Origin of the sequence: Roseibium aggregatum (assembly GCF_014692675.1) — a bacterium.
In the GTDB taxonomy this organism is placed as follows: Bacteria; Pseudomonadota; Alphaproteobacteria; order Rhizobiales; family Stappiaceae; genus Roseibium; species Roseibium aggregatum_C.
The window spans coordinates 63,397-82,940 of sequence record NZ_JABFCZ010000013.1 but is presented as its reverse complement, the minus strand read 5'-3'; the positions used below and the strand labels follow the sequence as shown (position 1 = coordinate 82,940).

Here is a 19,544-nt window from a genome sequence, read left to right as displayed (position 1 = left end):
GCCCGTTCCCGCCCGGAATGCAACTCCTCATGAAAAAGCCCGGAGCTTGCGCTCCGGGCCCTGTTGCTTCGATCGGGCGACGTGACCGCGTCAGTCGCGCAGCTTGACCACGACGTCGTCGTCGCCGTCCTTTTTCTTGCCGCCGCCTTCGCCGTCTTCGGTGAGGCCGAGTTCCTCGGCCGGACCCCGGCCTTCCATGGCCATCTGGTAATTGGCGATGACGGACTTGAGCTGGGCGATCTGGTCGTTCGCGGTATCGACCTGGATCTTGTACTTCTGGAGCTTCTTGTTCTCTTCCACCAGATCTTCCAGATTTTCGGCGTATTTCTGGTTCTGCTTGCGCTCGTGGTTGAGATCGGTCAGGGCCGAATTGTAACGCAGGTTGACCTCACGCAGCTTCGCGCTGGTCGAGATCAGCTCGTTGCGGTCCTTCTCGTGGTTCTTCTGCGCGCTGTCCAGCAGGAGCTCGATTTCCTGCATGCGCTTCATCAGGGAACGGTTGCGCTCCTTGATGGAGGAGTTTTCGCGGGTCGTTTCCTGCAGCGACTGGGCGCCGATGCGGCGCTGGGACGAAAGGTTCTAGATCTCCGCGTTCAGCGCATAGACCTCGTTGTCGTGCTTGCGCTGTTCTTCCTCCAGCCGGGACTTGGAATAGGCCAGTTCCTGGCGGGCGACATCCATGTGCGACTTCAGGTCGATGTTGTCGTTGCGCAGATCGATGATCTCGCGCTTGGCGGCTTCAAGCTCGTTGGTGGCGCGGCTGTTCTTCTTGACTTCCTCTTCCAGGAGCGTCGCGCTTTCGGAGAGGTTCTGCTGCAGTTCCTTTTCGCGCCGGGCGATGGCATCGAGTTCGGACTTCAGGCTTTCGGCATGGTCCTCGAGGGAGTCGTATTTCGCCTTGAGGTCGTTCAGTTCGCCGGTGAGTTCGGCGATCTGGGAATTGGCTTCTACGAGCTGGGCGCTCTGATGGCGGTATTCCTCGTTCACGCGTTTGTTGTTGTCGCGGATGGTGACGATGTCGTTGCGGGCGGTTTCCAGGGCGGTGCGGGTTTCGGTGGAGCGCTTGCGCAGCGAATGCACCTCGGCCTGGGCCTCTTCCAGCTGGGTGGACAGCGACTTGACCTGATGCTGAACGTCCAGCAGGTCGGTCGACAGCTTGGCGTTTTCCGATTTCAGCCGGACTTCCGTCTCGACGTGCTGACGGGAGGCTTCGACGAATTCGGACAGCAGGTGAATGCTGTTCTGGGATTCCATCGCCAGGGCGTTCATCTGCTCGAAGGTCTTGCTCAGGCCGCCGATGCGCGTCTTCAGGCCGTCGAGCGTGTGCATTTTTTCCTGCATCCGCAGCGCAAAGGGGGAAATCTGCGCAACGTTCGATGCTGTGTCTTCCGCTTCCATGTGCGTTGCACCGGCGGTACCGGCGTCCTCTGGCCGTTGCCGCGCGTCTTCGCCAGACCGCGAGCTCTTGGAAAAAATGCCCATAACCGACTCCTGTCTTACGCGAACGGCCGACGGCCGACGCGACTCTGCATTCCATTAACTCATTTTTAACCGATCTTGCCGGTCGCTTTCAACGATCAGCCAGAATTAGCCTTAAAACGGGGTATGGGGAAGGCTTTCGGCCAAATTTTATAGTCCTGTTGCATCAGAGTCTCTGCCGAAATCCCTGTTGTGGATTCGCGCTTGAGATCCTGTGCGAAACCGCTGTAGATGCGCCTCCGGAATGACCGGCAGACAGACTGATTCGCTTCCTGGATGACGCAGGTGGACCTCGCGGCGTTGCAGTGCGATAATGATTGACCGGTCAAGACAGATTTTTTTGACGGACGTTTCCAGATGAGCGACACGAACCTGAAACCGCGGACCAAGCCGCGGATCAAGGCCGAGCGGCCGAAGCTTTACCGCGTTGTGCTCCTGAACGACGACTTCACGCCACGGGAATTCGTCGTAATGGTCCTCAAGGGCGAATTCCGGCTGGATTCCTCCCAGGCCGAGATCGTCATGCTGACGGCACACCAGAAGGGCGCCTGCGTGGTTTCCGTCTATCCGAAGGACGTTGCCGAGACCAAGGCAGACCGCGCCGTCGCCGCCGCCCAGAAACACGGCTACCCCCTCCAGTTCACCGTGGAACCGGAGGAGTGAGAAACGTCCCGCGAAGCGGGCAAAAAGCCAACGATTTGGCTTTTTGAGTTTCGAACGCGCGGAGCCATAGCGAAGCGCAAGGGCCGCAAACGATTTGGCTTTTTGAGTTTCGAACGCCCGAAGCCCTAGCGGAGGGCAAGGGGGGGCGCAGCAAATGAAACGCCAACGATTTGGCGTTTCAAGCGACGAACGCCCGGAGCCCTAGCGGAGGGCAAGGGCGGCAGAAGCAAGACGAATTTCAAAATGTTATCCCGATGAAGACCGTGGCTCGCCGGTCCCGGATCTTCGCTGCGCTGCGTCCGGGATGACGAAATCGGGGTTTATTATCAGCCTCAAGCCAACGATCCGACGCCCGTCTCCCACCCCTCAAACGAACTGAAAATCGTCTGCGTGCAGGCTTGCGAGGGCGACGCCGTCGAGGGTGACGGTGGCGGCCGAGCTGACGGTGATGACCGTGTCGGAGCCGGAGGTGGAGGCGGCGGCCAGGACGCCGGCGTAGTCGTGGAAGACGGCCTGGGAGAAGGCGATCGTGTCTTCGGTGGCCGCGCCCGCGGTGAAATCCGTGATGTGGTCGAAGCCGAAATTCTTGCCCTGGAAATAGAACGTATCGTCGCCGGTGCTGCCGGTCAGGGTGTCGTTGCCGTCGGAGCTTGAGGACAAGAGCAGGAAGTTGTCGCCTTCATGGGAGTCGGCGGCAAACGTGTCTGTCGTGCCGTCGCCGTTGTAATCGCCGACAAGGACGTGTTCCGCGGGCAGGATCCAGTCCGGATCGATGTAGTTCTTGATCTGGACGAACGAGTTGCCGATGCAGGTGAAATACTTGACCTGGTTGGAGTCCTGCCAGGTCAGGATCAGGTCGTCGCGGCCGTCGCTGTTGTAGTCGCCGACCAGGACGCGGTCGGGATTGTTGTTGAGCGCGCTTGGAACATTGTAGCTGGACGAATAGTCGAAGCCGCCACCGGCCGTGCCGAAGAACATGCGCTTGTCGCCGTTTTGCGACCAGGTGAAGATCAGGTCGTCGCGGCCGTCGCCGTTGAAATCGCCGACCAGGACCTTGTCGGGGCTGCTGTTGATGGCCGACGGGTCGATCTGGGCTCCGACATAGTTGAAGCCGCCGGCCGCGGTGCCGAGGAACAGGCGGTTCTCGCCGTAACGGGCCCAGGAGAAGAACATGTCGTCACGGCCGTCGCCGTTGAAGTCGCCGACAAGCGTCTGGTCCGGGAAGCTGTTGATGGCCGACGGTGTCATCGGAAAACTGACGTAGTCGAAGCCGCCGCTGGCATTGCCGAGGAACAGCCGGTTCTCGCCGTAATGCTCCCAGGTGAAGATCAGGTCGCTGCGGCCATCGCCGTTGAAGTCGCCGACCAGGGTGTGATCCGGGTATCCGTTGATCGATGTCGGCGTAATCTGGAAGCCCATGTAATCGAAGCCGCCGCCGGCATTGCCGAGGAACAGGCGGTTCTCGCCGTAATGTTCCCAGGTGAAGATCAGGTCGTCGCGTCCGTCGCCGTTGAAGTCGCCGACCAGGGTGTGATCCGGGTAGCCGTTGATGGCGTGGGTCGCGAGCGGGCTGCCGCCGTCGGTGAAGCTGCCGTCGGCGTTGCCTAGAAACATGCGGTTTTCGCCGTAATGCTCCCAGGTGAAGATCAGGTCGCTGCGGCCGTCACCGTTGAAGTCGCCGACCAGGGCGTGGTCGTGGTGGCCGTTGATGGCATAGCGATTGACGTTCTCCACCGCGGCGAAAGCATAGGTGTAGCTGCCATTGAGGGCGTCGTTGCCGCTGCCGCCGTTGAGGGTGTCGCCACCGCTTCCGCCGTAGAGCGTATCGTTGCCCGCGTCGCCGGTCAGGCTGTCGTTGCCGCCGTTGCCGGTCAGCACGTTGTTTGCGGTGTTGCCGATCAGGCTGTCGTTGCCGGACCCGCCAATGGCGTTTTCGATCACCGTGCCGCGGGCGATCGTCACGTTGCCGTACAGGCCGGCCGCGTTGGAATAATGTTCGGGGCGCAGGTCCAGCGTCTGGTCGAAGGCAAAGCCGGAGTAATTCAGCGTATCCGTGCCGCCGTTGTCGATGATGGTGTAGGAGACCGGATAAAGCGACGTGAACTGGTCGTAGTAGCCGCCGGCGTTGGAGCCGATGCCGTAGACGGTGTCGCCGGTGCGCAGGGTCGATGCGGCGCCGTAGAGGGTCTGCATCGCGAGAATGTCGGCGACCATCGGCGTGATCACGAAAGCGGTGCTGGCGTTGATGTAGGTGTTCTCGCCCTGCGAGAAATACGACATCACCGTCGCTTGCCAGGAGTCGTTCGCATAGAGATTGTCGACGCCGTAGGTGGCCGAGCCGTTGTAGTTGCCGGCATGGCCAAGGCCGAGCGCATGGCCGATCTCGTGGATGTAGGTCTGGAACGAATAGGTGTTCAGGCCCGTGCCGTAGGCGCCCAGCCAGGCGGTCGAGACGTTGACGATGGACTGGGATATCGTGTTGCCGGAGCCGTAGGACTGGCTGAAGGCGCCGCTGTAATCGTCATAGAAGTAGATACTTGCCGAACTGGACGTCGTTGCGCTGAAATTCAGTCCGGTGACGAAGGACCACGCCTGCAGCCCCGTCTTGGCAAGGTTCTGTCCGGCGGCGGTCAGCCCGGTGATGTTATAGCTCAGTGTCGCCCCTGTGGAGACGCCGAAGGAGCGCCAGCTGCCGCCGTTTGCATTCCAGTAGCCGTTGACCAGCTGGTCGGCGATCTGGTTGTTTGAGTAGACGGTTGCAATTGATGGGTCCGCGGAATCCGTACCTGGTTATATGGGCCTGATTAATCTGGGCCTGAATAATTTGCCTTCGACTCTTGTTAAGAATCTTAAAGAAAGTGCTAATTCGTTGTCCAGTGGCAATTGTGCGGAATGTCTCCCAAAACGTGTGGCATGCAGGGAAATTGGAGCGTGCTTCGGCATCGGCCGGGCGGCAGGATTGCCGGGTTTCGAGGGCCGGTCATTCGTGAACGGCGCAGGGGCCGGGCGCTGCGTATTCCCGCTCAGCCGCCGTTCAGCCACATCATTCCTGCGACGATAAGCACCACCACGACGCCGGTTGCGATCAGGGTCTGGGTGTCCGGGCCGGTATTCGTCCCCGGCGGAGGCCGCAACAGGGCCTCGTCGGGGTCTTCCGTTGAGTCCGGTTCCGCGGCCGGTTGCGGTCGTTTCGGCCGGGTCAGCCGCAGGATCAGAAGCATGAACACGAGCGCGGTGATCACGGCCATTGCCGGACCGAGGGTCACCGCGACGCCGATGGCGATGCCGCCGTCCCGGTCGGGGCCGTCCAAGGCGACGATGATCGGGTAACCGACCACGAAGGCGCCGATATAGCCGATCACCGCCCCGGCGATCGCCCCCAGAATTGCCCCCAATGCGCGCATCGCTGTTTCCCCCAGGCCGAAAGGAGGGCTAATTTACCCGGAACGGCGGTATCGGCCAATCGGGGCCGGATACGGAGAAAGGGGGGAAGCGGTGAGCGGTCCCTATCTGATTTTCATCACCTTCATGGCGCTGGCCCTGCTGTTGCTGGTGGCCGCCTGGGCGCGGACGCTGGTGTTCTTTCGGCACCAGTCGCCGGAAGGCGCGCTCGGCTTCGATCTTGTCGAGGGGGCGAAGCTCTGGCTGAAGCTCCTGCGCCGCAACGGCTTCGGGCCGGACGCCGAACCGCTGCGCCGCCGGGTGATCCGGCTCTATGTGCTGGCTATCGCGGTGTTTGCGTTTGCTGTGGTGCTGTTCACCGTCCTGCCGGCGGTGCCGGGGTGAGAGCCAGGCCAGCTTTGAAATCTTGGCAAGTTAAAAATAATTCATTTTATTTCAGCATGTTAGCTGGTTCCTACCTGTTGAAATAACCGCTGCAGGTGCCCATGTAAAGATCTTCCGAAGCAACAAAATTCGGGAGAATTCACGATGAAAACGTTACCCAGGATCGCGCTCCTCGGCGGGCTTCTGGCCGTCACCTCGGCAGGCCTCGCCTATGCGCAGGGAGAACAGACCGGCTGGTTCGTGCTGCGCCAGGATCACGCCGGTACCTGCTCCACCCGGAAACTGACCGACGCGGACGGCGGCTACCACCACAGCGGCAACTGGCAGATCGCCGGCGGTCCGTATGACACGCAGAAACAGGCCCTCGACCGCAAGCAGGCGCTCCAGCTTACCGGCACCTGCGCGTCAGATTCCTGAGAAACCACCTCCTGACGAGTACCCCTTCGGAGACGCCGAGGCCGGCCCCGGCACCGGGAGGTCCGCCGCTTACCGCGCCGTCCGGCCCGCTCTCCGGCCGTCATGCCATGGCTTCGGCCGTGGCATGACGTGTTTTGGGGTGCCTAATTGCCAAACTCTCCATCGTCATTCCAGACAAGCGCAGCAAGGCTGCGTGCCGATCTGGAATCCAGAAATCATTCGCACCGCAGGTGCGGCTATTTTCCAATCATGAGCGGTGCTCGCTTGCGCTCGCGCTGATGTCTGGATTCCAGATCTGCGCTCGGCTGCGCCTCACTTGTCTGGAATGACGGGATGGGGATTGCAGGCGCATACGATGCACGTAAAGATCGTGCCATGTCCGCATATGTTTACATCCTGGCTTCAGATCGGAACGGCACGCTTTACATCGGTGTGTCCAGTGATCTGCCGCGCCTGATATATGAACACAAGAATGGTCTCCTGGACGGCTTCACCAAGACCTATGACGTTACCCGGCTGGTCTATGCGGAACAACACGACCGAATAGACGAGGCCATTGCACGCGAAAAACAGCTAAAAAGCTGGAAACGGGCATGGAAGATCGACTTGATCGAAAGAAGTAATCCGGAGTGGCGGGACCTGACGGAGGATGGGTTGTTCTGAATTCGGGTCAATTCTCCACCGTCATTCCAGACAAGCGCAGCAAGGCTGCGTGCTGATCTGGAATCCAGAAATCATTCGCACCGCAGGTGCGGCCTATTCTCCATGAAAAACAGTGTTCGCTTGCGCTTGTGTTGAGGCGTGAATTCCGGATCAGCGTTCAGCATACACCTCAAAGGTTCGACAAATCCGCCTGGATCGCGGCGACCTCGGCGGCGAACATGTCGAATTGCTGCCGGGAAAAGTGCGCATACTGATAGTTGCCGGCTGACTTCAACGCGAGAACCACGAAATAGCTTCCGTCGCCCGTTTCCTGTTTCAGGCTGAGCGTTACGTTCGTCGTGCCGTTATTTGCCTTCGTCTCGAAATCGCGGATGAGACGTCCGGCGATTATCTGATACAGCGTCCGGAAAAACCACATGGTTCCATCCCCCTAAGCGTCGCGCAAAGCCGGGATTACCGCCCCGGCCGCCCACTCTTCTTCGGCCGGCCGCGCCTCTGACGCTCCTCTGCCGGATCCTCATAAGACCCTGCACCGATCTTGCCACGCACGACCGGTCTGACGTCGTCCTCCGGCTTCGTCGGCAGAGGTTTCCTGGACAGGGGCACTTCGGTCCGACCCACCGTCATCTCGTCGAGGGTGTTCTTTCGGACCTTTGACGACGGGCTTAGCTGGTCTTCGCTCGGGTTTTGGGTTGCGCTCACGGCTGAGCGCGAGCCGTGCTCGCTAGCCTGCGCGGGCGCGCCCTGACCGGGCGACGGGCGCTTGCCCTTGCCGGCTGCGCCGGAACCTATTTCCCCTGCTTGGCCCGAACTCTTTTCCCTTGCCGCCCTGGCACGGTCCTTCGCCGTTTCCCGCTTCTTTCCCGATGCCCCGGCCTTGGTGCCCCCGGCGCCGAACTTGCGGTCGCCGCGGTAGCCGCCGCTGTTGTCGTCGATGGCTTCCTGGCGGGCCATGGGGTCGTCGGCCACCGCCAGTTCGGTGGCCTGCAGGCGCTTGATTTCGTCGCGGAGGCGGGCGGCGGTTTCGAAGTCGAGGTCGGCGGCCGCCTCGCGCATCTGCCGTTCCAGGTCCTCGATGTGGGCCTTGAGGTTGTGGCCGACCAGCGCGCCACTGTCCTCGGCGAAGCCGGAGTCGACGGTGACGTGGTCCTGTTCGTAGACGCTGTCGAGAATGTCGGCGATGTTGCGCTTGACCGATTCCGGGGTGATGCCGTGCTCTTCGTTGTAGGCGAGCTGCTTTTCCCGGCGGCGCTCGGTCTCGGCCATGGCGCGTTCCATGGAGCCGGTCATGTTGTCGGCGTAGAGGATCACCTTGCCGTCCACGTTACGGGCCGCGCGGCCGATGGTCTGGATCAGCGAGGTTTCGGAGCGCAGGAAGCCTTCCTTGTCGGCGTCGAGAATGGCGACCAGCGCGCATTCGGGAATGTCCAGGCCCTCGCGCAGCAGGTTGATGCCGACCAGCACGTCGAAAGCCCCCAGACGAAGATCGCGGATAATCTCGATCCGCTCCAGCGTGTCGATGTCGGAGTGCATGTAGCGCACGCGCACGCCGTTCTCGTGCAGGTATTCGGTCAGGTCCTCGGCCATGCGCTTGGTGAGCGTGGTCACCAGCGTTCGGTAGCCCTTCGCCGCCACCTCGCGGACCTCGCCGAGCAGGTCGTCGACCTGGGACGAGGCCGGGCGGACATCGATCACCGGGTCCACGAGGCCGGTCGGGCGGATCACCTGTTCGGCGAAGACGCCGCCGGACTGGTCCAGCTCCCACGAGCCGGGCGTGGCGGAGACGCAGACGGTCTGCGGCCGCATGGCGTTCCATTCCTCGAAGCGTAAGGGTCGGTTGTCCATGCAGGACGGCAGGCGGAAGCCGTATTCGGCCAGCGTCGCCTTGCGCCGAAAGTCGCCCCGGTACATGCCGCCGATCTGGGGAATGGTGACGTGGCTTTCGTCGGCGAAGACCAGCGCGTTGTCGGGCAGGTATTCGAACAGGGTCGGGGGCGGCTCGCCCGGCGCGCGGCCGGTCAGATAACGCGAATAGTTCTCGATGCCGGCGCAGGAGCCGGTCGCCTCCAGCATTTCCAGGTCGAACCGGGTGCGCTGCTCCAGCCGCTGGGCCTCCAGCAGGCGGCCGTGGGCGTTCAGCTCCTCCAGCCGCTCCTTCATCTCCTGCTTGATCGACTTGATCGCCTGGTTCAGCGTCGGCTTCGGCGTCACGTAGTGCGAGTTGGCGTAGACCTTGACCTGCTTCAGCTCGCCGGACTTCCTGCCGGTCAGCGGGTCGAACTCGGTGATCGACTCGATCTCGTCGCCGAACAGGGAGATGCGCCAGGCCCGGTCCTCGTAGTGGGCCGGGAACATCTCGATGGTGTCGCCGCGCACCCGGAACGTGCCGCGCTGGAAGGCGGCGTCGTTGCGCTTGTACTGCAGGGCGACCAGATCGGCGATCAGCTGGCGCTGGTCGATGCGCTCGCCGACCTCCAGCGCGAAGGTCATGGCGGTGTAGGTTTCCACCGAGCCGATACCGTAGATGCACGACACGGAGGCGACGATGATGACGTCGTCGCGCTCCAGCAGCGAGCGGGTGGCCGAGTGGCGCATGCGGTCGATCTGCTCGTTGATCGAGCTTTCCTTCTCGATATAGGTGTCCGTGCGCGGGACGTAGGCCTCCGGCTGGTAGTAGTCGTAGTAGGAGACGAAATATTCCACCGCGTTGTCGGGGAAAAAGCTCTTGAACTCGCCGTAGAGCTGGGCCGCCAGGGTCTTGTTCGGCGCCAGGATCAGGGCCGGGCGCTGGGTGCGCTCGATCACCTGGGCCATGGTGTAGGTCTTGCCTGAGCCGGTGACGCCGAGCAGCACCTGGGTCTGCTCGTCCGCCTGGATGCCTTCCACCAGTTCGGCGATCGCCGTCGGCTGGTCGCCGGCGGGCTCATAGTCGGACTTCAGGACGATCTGCACGCCGCCTTCCGACTTGGCGGGTTTTTCCGGCCGATGCGGGGTCCAGATCTCGCCGTTCTTGTGCAGCGGATTGCCGCTCTCGATCAGCGCCGACAGGGCCTCGACGGTCGCCGTCGCGCCCTGATTGCCGGTCAGCTCGCCGAACTTGGATTCTTTCTTTTTCTTCTTGTTGTCCTTGAGGTGTTTTGTCAGCTCTTCGCTCACGGACGAGCGTTCGCCCTGCTCACTGTCCTCCGCGGGGGCGGCCTGACCGGCCGGCGCGCGGTCGCGCTTGCCGGCTGCGCCGGAGCCTTTTCTCTTGCTTGCCTGTTTCTGCTTGGCGAAGAGCGCTTCCGCGTCTTCCAGCGAGATATCCAGCCCGGCAATCGGGTTCAGCCCGCCGGCGGCGCGCTCGCGCGGGTTGCTGGTCGCGCCCATGGAAGTGCCTCGCGCAGAGCGGACCGGAGACTGGGTTTTGGAAGATTTTTTAGGTGCGGGCTTTGCCTTTGCGCTCACGGATGAGCGTTCGCTGCGCTCACTATCCTCCGCGGGGGCGGGCTGACCGGAGCTATCTTTTGCGGACTTGCCAGAGGCAAGGTCCATGGGCGCGCGGTCGCGCTTGCCTTCGCTTCGCTCGGTTGTTCTTGTGCCCTTGCTAGTGTCCGTCGCCTTCGCCGCTTCTTCCTCGATCTCCTTGGCCCAGTCGGAGATGCCGCCGCTCAGGGGGGCGCCTTCGAAGGCGGCCTGGGGGGCTTCGCCGAAGCCTTCGGTTTTCGGCTCGTCGGCGGTGGTCTTTTTCGAACGGGAAGGGGACGTCTTGCTCATCCCCGCAATATGGTCCACCCGCGCGCGGGAATAAAGGGGCGGGCGGCCCTTTGCCGCCCCTTCCGTCCCGGCTCCTGACACAAGGGTGTCAGGAGGATGGCAGGAGCGGGCCCTGAACGCGCTCGGATCAGCGTTTCGGCGCGACCAGGGAGAATTTGGCGCCTTGTGGGTCGAAGCAGTTGACGACCCACAGGCCGCCGGGCACCTCCATCGGGCCGTTGACCACCTGTCCGCCGGCGGCTTTCACCCGATCGGCGGCGGCGTCGATGGCCTCCACGTTGACATAGTAGCTCCAGAACGGAACGGGCATGTCGGGCTTTCGGGTCATCATGCCGCCGATGAGGGGACCGTCGAGCCTGAAGGTCTGGTAGCTGCCCATGGGCCCCATATCGACGGCCATGTCCGGCTGCCAGCCGAACCGTTTCGAATAGAAGGCGAAGGCCTCCTTGCCGTCGTCGGCATAGAGCTCGTTCCAGCCGAAGGTGCCCGGCGTGCCGGCCTCCGGCATGGGCGGCAGCGGGCCTTCGGGCATCACCGGTTTGAACAGGCTGATTGCCGCGCCGTGGAGATCCGACACCACCGCAAAGCGGCCGATACTGGGAATATCCGCCGGCCCGGCAAGGATCTTGCCGCCGTTTTCGGCGAACTCCCGGGCCTTGGCGTCGACGTCATCCACGGCCACATAGCCGGACCAGTGCGGGGATATGTGGCCGTCGCAGGCTTCCTGCGTCAGCGCCATCATCCCGGCCACGCCCATGTCGAAGCCAGGGACCTGGAACAGGGTGTAGTCGACGCCGGGCACGCCGGAGTCCTTCGCCTGCCAGCCGATCACCTCGGTGTAGAATTTTGCCGCCGCCGCGGGATCGCTGGTCGTCAGCTCGTGCCAGATGAAATTGCCTTGCATCATTGGTTCGTGGTCCCGCTTCAGGAGTGACAGCTGCGGCGTTCTTCCGCGTCGGCGTATTCGTCGTGACGGCGGACGAAGTCCATGTTCGGCTCCTCGTTGCGGCCGAACGGCGCGCGGTCGAGGATCATCAGCGTCCCGATCAGTTCTTCCGGGCCGCGGGCATAGCTGGAATAGGTGTGGAAGACCTCGCCCTTCGGGTTCCGGTAGAAGGAGGACAACCCCGGGAGTTCACCGCAGGCGTTTTGAGCCGGTATCTGCGTGAAGTTGTAAGCGACCGATCCCGACGCCAGCTCTTCCGGGCTGAAGGTCACGTGAAAGTCGCTGTTGAACCCGGAGCCATGTGAGGACACCCAGGGCACCGTCCAGCCCATGCGGCGCTTGTAGGCCTCGATCTTCGCCAGCGGCGCGCGGGAGACGCAGACCAGCGTGACATCGTGATTGTTCAGGTGAGGAAGGGCGCCGTCCAGATGGTCGGTCAGGAAGGAGCAGCCGGTGCAGCCGGCCTCCCAGTCCGGGTCGAACATGAAATGGTAGACGATCAGCTGGCTGCGCCCGTCGAACAGGTCGGTCAGCGATTTCTGCCCTTCCGGTGTGTCGAAGCGGTAGTCGGTCTCGACCCGGACCCAGGGCAGGGCCATGCGCTGCGCATTCACCCGGTCGCGCTGCCGGGTCGCCTCTTTTTCGGCGATGAGCAAATTGCGGCGGGCTTCGAGCCACTCCTGCCGCGATACGACTTGATGTTCCATTGCTTTCCCCTCCTGGGTTCTTTGCCGAGTTCGCTGACTTGACTAAATAGGTTGATATCAACATATATAGGCCATGTCAAACGAATCGGACGTTCCCTTTTCGGCCACGGCCCATGTCCGTGACACCTGCCTGTGCCTTCATGCCCAGCGGGCCGCGCGCACACTTGCCCGCCGCTTCGACGAGGCGCTGAGGCCGCTGGGGCTGACGAACCGGCAGTTTTCCCTGATGATGTCGCTCAACCGGCCGGAGCCGCCGTCCATGAGGCCGGTCGCCCAGTTGCTGGCCATGGACCGGACGACGCTGACGGCCGCGCTGAAGCCGCTGGAAAAGCGGGGATGGGTGTCCGTGGAGCCGGATCCGCAGGACCGGCGCGGCAGGCGCCTGCGCCTGACGGCCGAAGGCAGGACGGCCTTGGCGTCGGCGCTGCCGGTCTGGACGCGGCTGCATGCGGATATCGAAGCCGAACTGGAGACCGATGCCGATATGCTGCGAAAAGGCCTGGTCGAATTGAGCGGATAGCATGGGCAGGCCGGAGGCTTTGCTTTCCCTCTTATCTGGGCGCCTTTGCCCGATGCCGGATAGTCAGATTTGGGGTGGCGTCGGGCTGCCTCCGAACGCCTGGGCCAAGAGCGCGTAATAATCGCGCCCTTTTACGCCGTTGGCGTCCTGTCCGTCCTGCCCTTTCAGCATTTTCCGCGCGCCGCCAGCGCCAAGCAGATGCGCCGTCGCCAGAAGGCCGGCGAGGGCGGCCTTGTTGGCGGTGTTGATGATCGTTTCCAGAACTTTCTTCGAGTCCCTGTTGTTCAGGAGACTTCGGTAATTGCGCCGCGTGAAAGCGATTATTTCGGTGTCCTGGCAGGCGTTGGTGTTTGCGAGCCAGGCGTCGCGGGAGGTCACGCCGTTCTTGCCCGTCCACCAACGGTCCTGCGCCAGCAGACGCGTCTCCGCACCGTTCTTCACATAACCGCCATCGATCAGGGCCAGCGCACCGAACTGCCAGCGACCGCTGTACCCCAGACGGTTCACGGCCCCGTAATTATTGGTCGACTCCCGGTGGCCCAGGACATCGATATATTTGGCCCAGTCCGCTTTCGTGAAGGGGCCGAGCGTACCGGCATCGAAGTTCGGATCTTCCGTGCCCGGGCCATTGCTTTGTGCAGGATCCGCATCGAAACCCTTCAGCATCCGGATCGCCACGACCTGACGCCTGTCGAACTCCGTTTCCTTGACGCTGTCGCTTTGGTTGCCACCGAGCAGCTTGATCTTTTTCGCGTTCTGCTCGACGAAAAAACCCACATGGCCGGAGGAATCCGTTGTTCCGCTCCTCGGCCTGAGGACAACGACCGCGCCGACGGGCACGGCGGATTTTTCGTAGGCGCCGATCGGCACCTCCACATCGCCCCATGTCTTCCAGCTTGCGGCGCGCGCCGCTGTTGCCTTGTTGACAGACTTTACAGCGATTTCCGCATTTGACTGCTGGAGACACCACGCCACGAAGGCGCCGCACCAGGGGTCTTCCCTGTTCGTTTTATAATCGGTTGCCTTGAAATACTTGAGGACCTCCGGATTTGGAGGCGTGCCCGTTTCCTTCACCCCTTTGACGAACTCCTCCTGCGCGACCCTGTACCAGGGCAGCTTGTCGTTGACGACATAGATCAGATCTTCCGGAGTGAGTTCCCGAACCAATGTGAAGGACCGTTTCAGGGCCGCATCGAAGGCGGTGTAAATCTTGTCGTCGACATCCTTGATCGACAGGTCCCCGTTTCCGAAGAACCGTTTGTAACGCTCAAGAAGCGCAGCGGCCGTATCTGCGCCGGCCTTCTCTGTCAAAAGGGCGGTGAATTTCGTATCCGGCGTGCTCTTCAGTTTGTCGATGTAAGCCGCGGTAAAATCCTTGCCGCAGGCGAGACACAGGAAGAGTTCGATGGTGGTCGGCATCCACGGGCCGCTGGCCTTCGTCGTATCGGCGGTTGAAAAATGTTCGCTCAGAGACTTGGTCGCCTCAAACACCAGGTACGCGAAGCCGTAACACTGGAACACCGGCACATCTATATCTCGGTCCCGGTAGCCAGATTCATTGAAATCACTGGCCAGAAATTTGCCCCAATCCGCCACCGTCAGAGCAAACGGACCATGTCGTTCTTCCGCACCCGAACCGGTCACGCGGTTCTGCGGTACGGAGTCCGTGTCCGTGCCGGTGTGCACCAGGGCATAGGCGATCATGAAATCGCGGTTGATGCCGTAACCGGTCTGCTCATTCGCCTTGTTGATCACGCGCGCGGCAAGCGTGCAGTTCTTGACGAAGGGCCAAGGGTCGAGATCCTCAGGCTTCGGCGGGTCGGCAGGGTCGACATCGATCGCCCTTACCCAGCCTTCCTCATCGCCGCCGGGGAAGAGGGCCGTGATCTTGAACCAGGTCTTGGTTTCGTCTTCCGACAGGGATTTCAGATCCAGGTCCGGAGACAGATCGATGCGGTTCAGCTTGTCTTCGATCGTTAGCGGATCGGAGGGCAGATCCCGGTACAAAAAAACAGCGGTACCCGTTTTGGCTCGGTAGTACATCGCATTTCCTCCACAGCCGGATCTTTCCTTATGGTGTCGCGGTACCTGTTACGGGCTTACCAGGCTGAAGAATTTAGGCGTCACTTCGTCCTTGGCAACTCCGGACATCGAGAAGTCGATTGTCTTGAACTTGTCGGAATCTTTCAGAGCCGTGATCACATCCCGGACTTCGGAGATACTGGTCTTGTTGGTGTCCGGGGAGCCGGCAGCTGTCAGCAGTTCGCCGACGAATTTCTTTTCCAGGTCCGGGTCTTTGGCGAAGCGGAACTTTTCATAATAGTTCTTGTATTTCGATGTGGGGCAGGCAGCATCCTTTTCATTGGCCATCTTGAGGATAGTGGCGCCTTTCCTGTCACTGAGTTTTGAGTCTATTTCTCCGCCACGGTATGAAGTCTGAGTCCAGAGCAGGATGCCTGCGCGCGTCTTGTCGCCGAAATTCTTTGCCGTATTCGCGATGCAAAGGAATTTCTGGATTTTCTCGAGATCATCCGGCTGCAGCTGTTTTTCCCATTTGGTTTCAGCGCCAGGTATTTGTTTGTCTTCACCGATTGTCGGGCCGGGTTTCAGCGGCTCATTCGGTTTAAAATTATATTCCACGCCGCCGGCTGCGGCTCCAATCGTCAGTCCGCTTCGGGGCGACCAGTTGATCGAATTTTCACTGGTCGGTGCAATCCCGCTCGATGCAAGCGTCGAATAATTGTTGATGTTTGCCTCGATCGCGAAGGGCAGGCAGAGACGAAGATAGGATCTGAGGATGTACTCCGCCTGTGGCCGATCCGTTACCGCAATTTGCTGCTGCCGGAAATCCGCCCTGAACTTGCGGCGCAGGTTGAGAACGACTGAGTTGACGGTCGAGGATTCGATCTCGAGCAACAGCCGGCTGTGATAATTCTCGACACTCTGCGAAATCAGGTCGAAGGCCAGTCCGGCAACCGTCAACGCCTTGGTCGAAGCTTCCGCAACGCCCATGATACCTGTCGTCGCCGCACGGACAGAACCGATCTGGCTGATAACCGGTCCTTTCGAGCGCTTCTTGTTGTCGAGCCATTGCAGATAGGCATCGCAGCGCCGGTCGATGTCGTTCATTCCCTGGGCGACGACGAGGAGCCATTTCCTGTCGTTGATGGGATTGAGAGCGCATGAGTTTGGAGCGTAGGACGAGGTCCACCCACCAATCCCTGCCTGCTGGCACAAATAACTGAAGTACTTGTTCTGCAGGTTGGTCGCACGAATGATATCGGCTTCAGGGGCCGGTAATTCGGAGCCGATGCCGTTGGAGAGATAGTCGTTTCCGGCAGGGCTACAGCTCGCCAAAGTCAGAGCGCAGAACAGGCCAAGAAAAATGCGCGCAAAATTCCTTTGTCCGCGGGCAGGCGAACTCAAACAGGCCGGCATGCGACCACTCCATCTGACTTAAGACATCTCCCTGACTCAAGGCGAGCCAATGTTTGCAAAGACTATCCGGATCGCGCCCGCCGGCTGTCAACCAATCGTTAACCATTTGGACTTGCCCGGACTTCGCGATTTGCCGGCAGCGGAGATGGTTACGCCTGGAACCGGTTGTGCAGCCGTTTGGAAACAACTGAATCGAAAGGCGAAAAGCTGCTTCGTTCCATGCAGCTTTTGCGGATGGTCCGGCTTGGCCGGGTCCGGAAAGAACAGGGGAAATTCCCTCCTCAAAACGGCCCGGGGGTCTGCGCGATCACGTTCAGCGCTCCTGAACCGCAGTTATAGGGATTCGATTCGCCCGCAGGCCTGCGCAGGTCGGGAAGGACCGTTTCTCCGTTCTCAGGCCGACTTGCGTTTGCCCTTGCCGGTCTCTGCGGCTTCCTTCTCGCGGGCGGCCATGTCTTCGCGGAACAGATCCTCGACGAAGACGGCCATGTTCCGGCCGTTGGCCTTGGCGTGATAGAGCGACTGGTCGGCGAGACACAGAACCAGTGAGGCGGTGTCGCCGTTTTTCGGGGCGATCGCCCAGCCGATGCTGACGCCGATATGGGCCATGCCTCCGGCGACCGGGATCGGCTTGGAAGCCTCCTCGATGATCGTGTCGCACAGCCAGCGCAGATGGCTTTCGTCCACATTGCCGGTGATCAGCGCCAGGAATTCGTCGCCGCCGGTGCGCGCGACGATCCCCGATCCGGCGATCGCCTCCTTCAGGCGGCGGGCGACGTTGCGGATCACCATGTCGCCGGCATCGTGGCCGTAGGTGTCGTTGACCTGCTTGAAGCGGTCGAGGTCGATGGCGAGCACCGCGCAAGGAGCGGTCTCGCACTTGTCCATGGCCGCATCCAGCGCATCGCCGAAATAGGTGCGGTTGCCGAGCCCGGTCAGCGTGTCGTGCAGGGCGAGGTAGCGGTTGCGCGCCTCGCTGTCTTCCAGCGCCCTGGACTTTTCCGCCAGCTTGCGGGCAGAGACATAGCCGATCAGGAGGAAGGCGAGAATGATGGCGGCTGCAATTGGACCGATGGCGTAACGGATCGCCGTGCCGGGGGCCGCGCTGATCCACTCGAAGAAGCCGATCGGCGCATCGTCGTTGACGGTCACCGGCACATTGGCCGCCGTGGAAACATGGCTGGACGTATAGCGGAAGTCGTCGAGCAGGAAGGTCTGGCTGACGCTGGAGAGCAGCCTGGTTTCGATCAGCCGCACCGACAGCAGGACGCCGGGCGCACCGTCCGGCAGGGTCAGGGCATCGGTTTCGGGAACGATGGCCATGGCGCTGACCAGCGCCGGCTTTCCTGCGACTTCCCGCACGTCCGTGGCATAGATCGGGGCCAGTTCGCCCTTTTCCACATAGCGGACGCGGTAACCGTTCGCGGCCGGCCGGCGGACGGAAAAATAGCCCTCCCGCGCCCGGGAAACCAGGTCGCGGGCCGCCAGCAGCACTTCGCGACCGCCTGCGGCCGGTACGACCTCGTCTTCGGCGGCGACCATCATCAGGTCGTTGTCCGGTCCGATCACCAGCGTCCAGTCATGGTCGAAGTCGAGCCAGGTCTGTGCGGCGATCGTGTCGGCCAGGGTTTTGCCGATGTGTCCGCTCTCGACCTCTTTCACGGTGCGGTCGTTCACCGCAAGGAAAGTCTGGTCGCGGGCGAGCAGGTCGAGCTGGTGCTTCAGGGCCTCGTTGACCAGCGCCTTTTCATGGGTCAGCGCCAGATCGTCGGCGCTTCGGGTCGTGGTCGCCAGCAGGTAACCCATGGCGACAATGCCGCCGGCAAGCAGGACGGAGACGGCCAGATAGACGAAATGGCGCAGCCGGAAACGGGACGGCTTCCCGCCCGGATCGAACGGTTCCATGTCTTCCGGTTTGGTCAGCCGGGTCTGGCGGTACATCTGCGGGCGCTCCCCTCGCGATAGTCAACGGAGCACATCGCCTTGCCACTTCCCAGGCCGCCCCCGCGGCGCTTAAAGCAGAACCCGTGCCCATCTCTTGGCCGGCATTCTGGCGGAAGGGAGTGAAACAATCCTGAGCAAACGGGGGAAAGCCACGGATTTCAGCGGTTTCGGTTAATGAAGGGTAAGAAAAGGGGACTCGTTTTTAAACGATCAGGGAACGAACGACCGTTACTGCTTAAAGACGTTTTCGCGGTGCCAAGCCAGATAGTGCGGATGTGGGCGTAATCGCGATTCTGAAGGCACGTTCGCCTTCATATCCTTGTTGAGAAGATGTGATACGTCGTAGTTCAGATGTCGGGATGGTAGAATGGAATAGTCATCTCCAAGAGAGAGGAGACCGCGATCGAACATCCAGTGGACGGTTCCGGATAATGCGATCCCATTCTGAACAGAATCATTTCCGCCTTTTTCGACTGGGATTATGTGCGCGGCTTCGACTTCAGGGCGGCCTTGCCCATTAATCAGGCGGAGCCCGGTGAATGCGCAGGTGCGATCGTAAATTCGGCGAATATGTTGCCTGAACTTTGCATCCCGAAATGGTCGGTTGACGATTTGGCTCACGATCGTTCGTTCGCCTGGTATGTCGATTAATGGCGATTGTGGACCATCTTCGAAACGATCGCTTTCGTTTTGATTTCCGTTCGTCGGCAAATCATATCGATCTGGCCATTCGTCAGGGCTAGAAAGACCGGCATTTACGATTGCCACATACTCATCGCGGTCAAGAATTCGGACAGCTTGAACACTAACCCCACCGTTCACTGTCCCATCGGGACGGACCAGCTTTTTCTCGTATCCATCGTTCTCGGTGTAATCGAGCGGACGATCGAAATCCAAGTACTGGCTCAAGAACGCATAATAGTGCCCCTCTTTCGAAGGGTCTTTTTCAATGGCATCGACCTTGGCTATTCCGGAGTAGTAACGGCCTTTTAGCGGCGGAAGGGGACCGTAGTACACGATCCAATCACCAAGCGTTTTCTCGACACGAGACAAATACGTTTTGGGAAAATGATACTGTTTGCCTGTGACGTCGTCATACTCGCTGTCTGGCTTATGATAGAAAATTGCTTGGGCCATGTTTGCGCATAAGTGACTGACTTTAATTCAACTTAGACGAGATGGACGTGCCATTGCAATAAATTCAGGGGGCATTCTCCCATCGCGT

The 19,544-nt window shown here is 61.0% G+C and carries 17 protein-coding genes; 5 read left to right on the top strand and 12 right to left on the bottom strand.

Annotation, left to right across the window (positions count from 1 at the left end):
* Positions 1 to 90: 90 nt before the first annotated feature.
* Positions 91 to 489 carry a hypothetical protein gene (locus HK439_RS26700; RefSeq protein WP_209011780.1) on the bottom strand — a complete coding sequence of 133 codons (399 nt, stop codon included), beginning with the start codon at positions 487 to 489 and terminating at the stop codon, positions 91 to 93.
* Between the two features lie 90 nt (positions 490 to 579).
* On the bottom strand, positions 580 to 1,482 hold the full coding sequence (locus HK439_RS12975; protein WP_209011779.1) for a hypothetical protein: 903 nt from the start codon (positions 1,480 to 1,482) through the stop codon (positions 580 to 582).
* A 354-nt stretch (positions 1,483 to 1,836) separates the two neighbouring features.
* Between HK439_RS12975 and clpS the strand changes: the two genes are divergently transcribed.
* Entirely contained in the window at positions 1,837 to 2,142 is a 306-nt protein-coding gene (gene clpS, locus HK439_RS12970; protein WP_190291933.1) for an ATP-dependent Clp protease adapter ClpS, read from the top strand.
* Between the two features lie 366 nt (positions 2,143 to 2,508).
* On the opposite strand, the gene HK439_RS12965 is transcribed toward clpS, so the two are convergent.
* Positions 2,509 to 4,581, bottom strand: a complete 2,073-nt coding sequence (locus HK439_RS12965; RefSeq protein ID WP_268956904.1) for an FG-GAP-like repeat-containing protein — start codon at positions 4,579 to 4,581, stop codon at positions 2,509 to 2,511.
* Positions 4,582 to 5,165: 584 nt separating this feature from the next.
* Positions 5,166 to 5,546, bottom strand: coding sequence for a hypothetical protein (locus HK439_RS12960; RefSeq protein WP_190291931.1), 381 nt, complete (start codon positions 5,544 to 5,546; stop codon positions 5,166 to 5,168).
* A gap of 91 nt (positions 5,547 to 5,637) precedes the next feature.
* On the opposite strand from HK439_RS12960, the gene HK439_RS12955 reads away from it, so the two are divergent.
* The 3 genes from HK439_RS12955 (at position 5,638) to HK439_RS12945 (ending at position 7,008) form a co-directional block, all read left to right on the top strand.
* Positions 5,638 to 5,928, top strand: coding sequence for a hypothetical protein (locus HK439_RS12955; protein ID WP_190291930.1), 291 nt, complete (start codon positions 5,638 to 5,640; stop codon positions 5,926 to 5,928).
* Between the two features lie 144 nt (positions 5,929 to 6,072).
* A complete protein-coding gene (locus HK439_RS12950; RefSeq protein ID WP_190291929.1) occupies positions 6,073 to 6,345 on the top strand; it encodes a hypothetical protein in 273 nt (90 codons plus the stop codon).
* A gap of 375 nt (positions 6,346 to 6,720) precedes the next feature.
* Positions 6,721 to 7,008, top strand: a complete 288-nt coding sequence (locus tag HK439_RS12945; protein WP_190291928.1) for a GIY-YIG nuclease family protein — start codon at positions 6,721 to 6,723, stop codon at positions 7,006 to 7,008.
* Positions 7,009 to 7,177: 169 nt separating this feature from the next.
* Here the strand turns inward: HK439_RS12945 and HK439_RS12940 are convergent, their stop codons facing one another.
* The 4 genes from HK439_RS12940 to HK439_RS12925 all read right to left on the bottom strand — a co-directional run bounded on the left by HK439_RS12940 (position 7,178) and on the right by HK439_RS12925 (position 12,417).
* Complete coding sequence (locus HK439_RS12940; RefSeq protein WP_190291927.1) at positions 7,178 to 7,426, bottom strand: hypothetical protein; 249 nt, start codon at positions 7,424 to 7,426, stop codon at positions 7,178 to 7,180.
* A gap of 35 nt (positions 7,427 to 7,461) precedes the next feature.
* Complete coding sequence (gene uvrB, locus HK439_RS12935; RefSeq protein ID WP_190291926.1) at positions 7,462 to 10,764, bottom strand: excinuclease ABC subunit UvrB; 3,303 nt, start codon at positions 10,762 to 10,764, stop codon at positions 7,462 to 7,464.
* Positions 10,765 to 10,891: 127 nt separating this feature from the next.
* A complete protein-coding gene (locus HK439_RS12930) occupies positions 10,892 to 11,668 on the bottom strand; it encodes a VOC family protein (protein ID WP_190292014.1) in 777 nt (258 codons plus the stop codon).
* A 20-nt stretch (positions 11,669 to 11,688) separates the two neighbouring features.
* Positions 11,689 to 12,417 (bottom strand): DUF899 domain-containing protein, encoded by a 729-nt coding sequence (locus HK439_RS12925; RefSeq protein ID WP_190291925.1) that lies wholly within the window; start codon positions 12,415 to 12,417, stop codon positions 11,689 to 11,691.
* Between the two features lie 73 nt (positions 12,418 to 12,490).
* On the opposite strand from HK439_RS12925, the gene HK439_RS12920 reads away from it, so the two are divergent.
* A complete protein-coding gene (locus HK439_RS12920; protein ID WP_190291924.1) occupies positions 12,491 to 12,937 on the top strand; it encodes a MarR family winged helix-turn-helix transcriptional regulator in 447 nt (148 codons plus the stop codon).
* A 63-nt stretch (positions 12,938 to 13,000) separates the two neighbouring features.
* Here HK439_RS12920 and HK439_RS12915 read toward each other — a convergent pair whose 3' ends face one another.
* From HK439_RS12915 to HK439_RS12900, 4 genes are all read right to left on the bottom strand, one after another.
* Positions 13,001 to 14,980: a TIGR02594 family protein gene (locus tag HK439_RS12915; RefSeq protein WP_190291923.1), complete on the bottom strand. Its 1,980-nt coding sequence runs from the start codon at positions 14,978 to 14,980 to the stop codon at positions 13,001 to 13,003.
* A gap of 48 nt (positions 14,981 to 15,028) precedes the next feature.
* The gene (locus HK439_RS12910; RefSeq protein ID WP_190291922.1) at positions 15,029 to 16,375 is read right to left on the bottom strand and encodes a hypothetical protein; all 1,347 of its coding nucleotides are present in this window, start codon (positions 16,373 to 16,375) and stop codon (positions 15,029 to 15,031) included.
* Between the two features lie 393 nt (positions 16,376 to 16,768).
* On the bottom strand, positions 16,769 to 18,316 hold the full coding sequence (locus HK439_RS12905) for a diguanylate cyclase domain-containing protein (protein WP_190291921.1): 1,548 nt from the start codon (positions 18,314 to 18,316) through the stop codon (positions 16,769 to 16,771).
* A gap of 231 nt (positions 18,317 to 18,547) precedes the next feature.
* Positions 18,548 to 19,456 (bottom strand): HNH endonuclease, encoded by a 909-nt coding sequence (locus HK439_RS12900; RefSeq protein ID WP_190291920.1) that lies wholly within the window; start codon positions 19,454 to 19,456, stop codon positions 18,548 to 18,550.
* Positions 19,457 to 19,544: the final 88 nt, after the last annotated feature.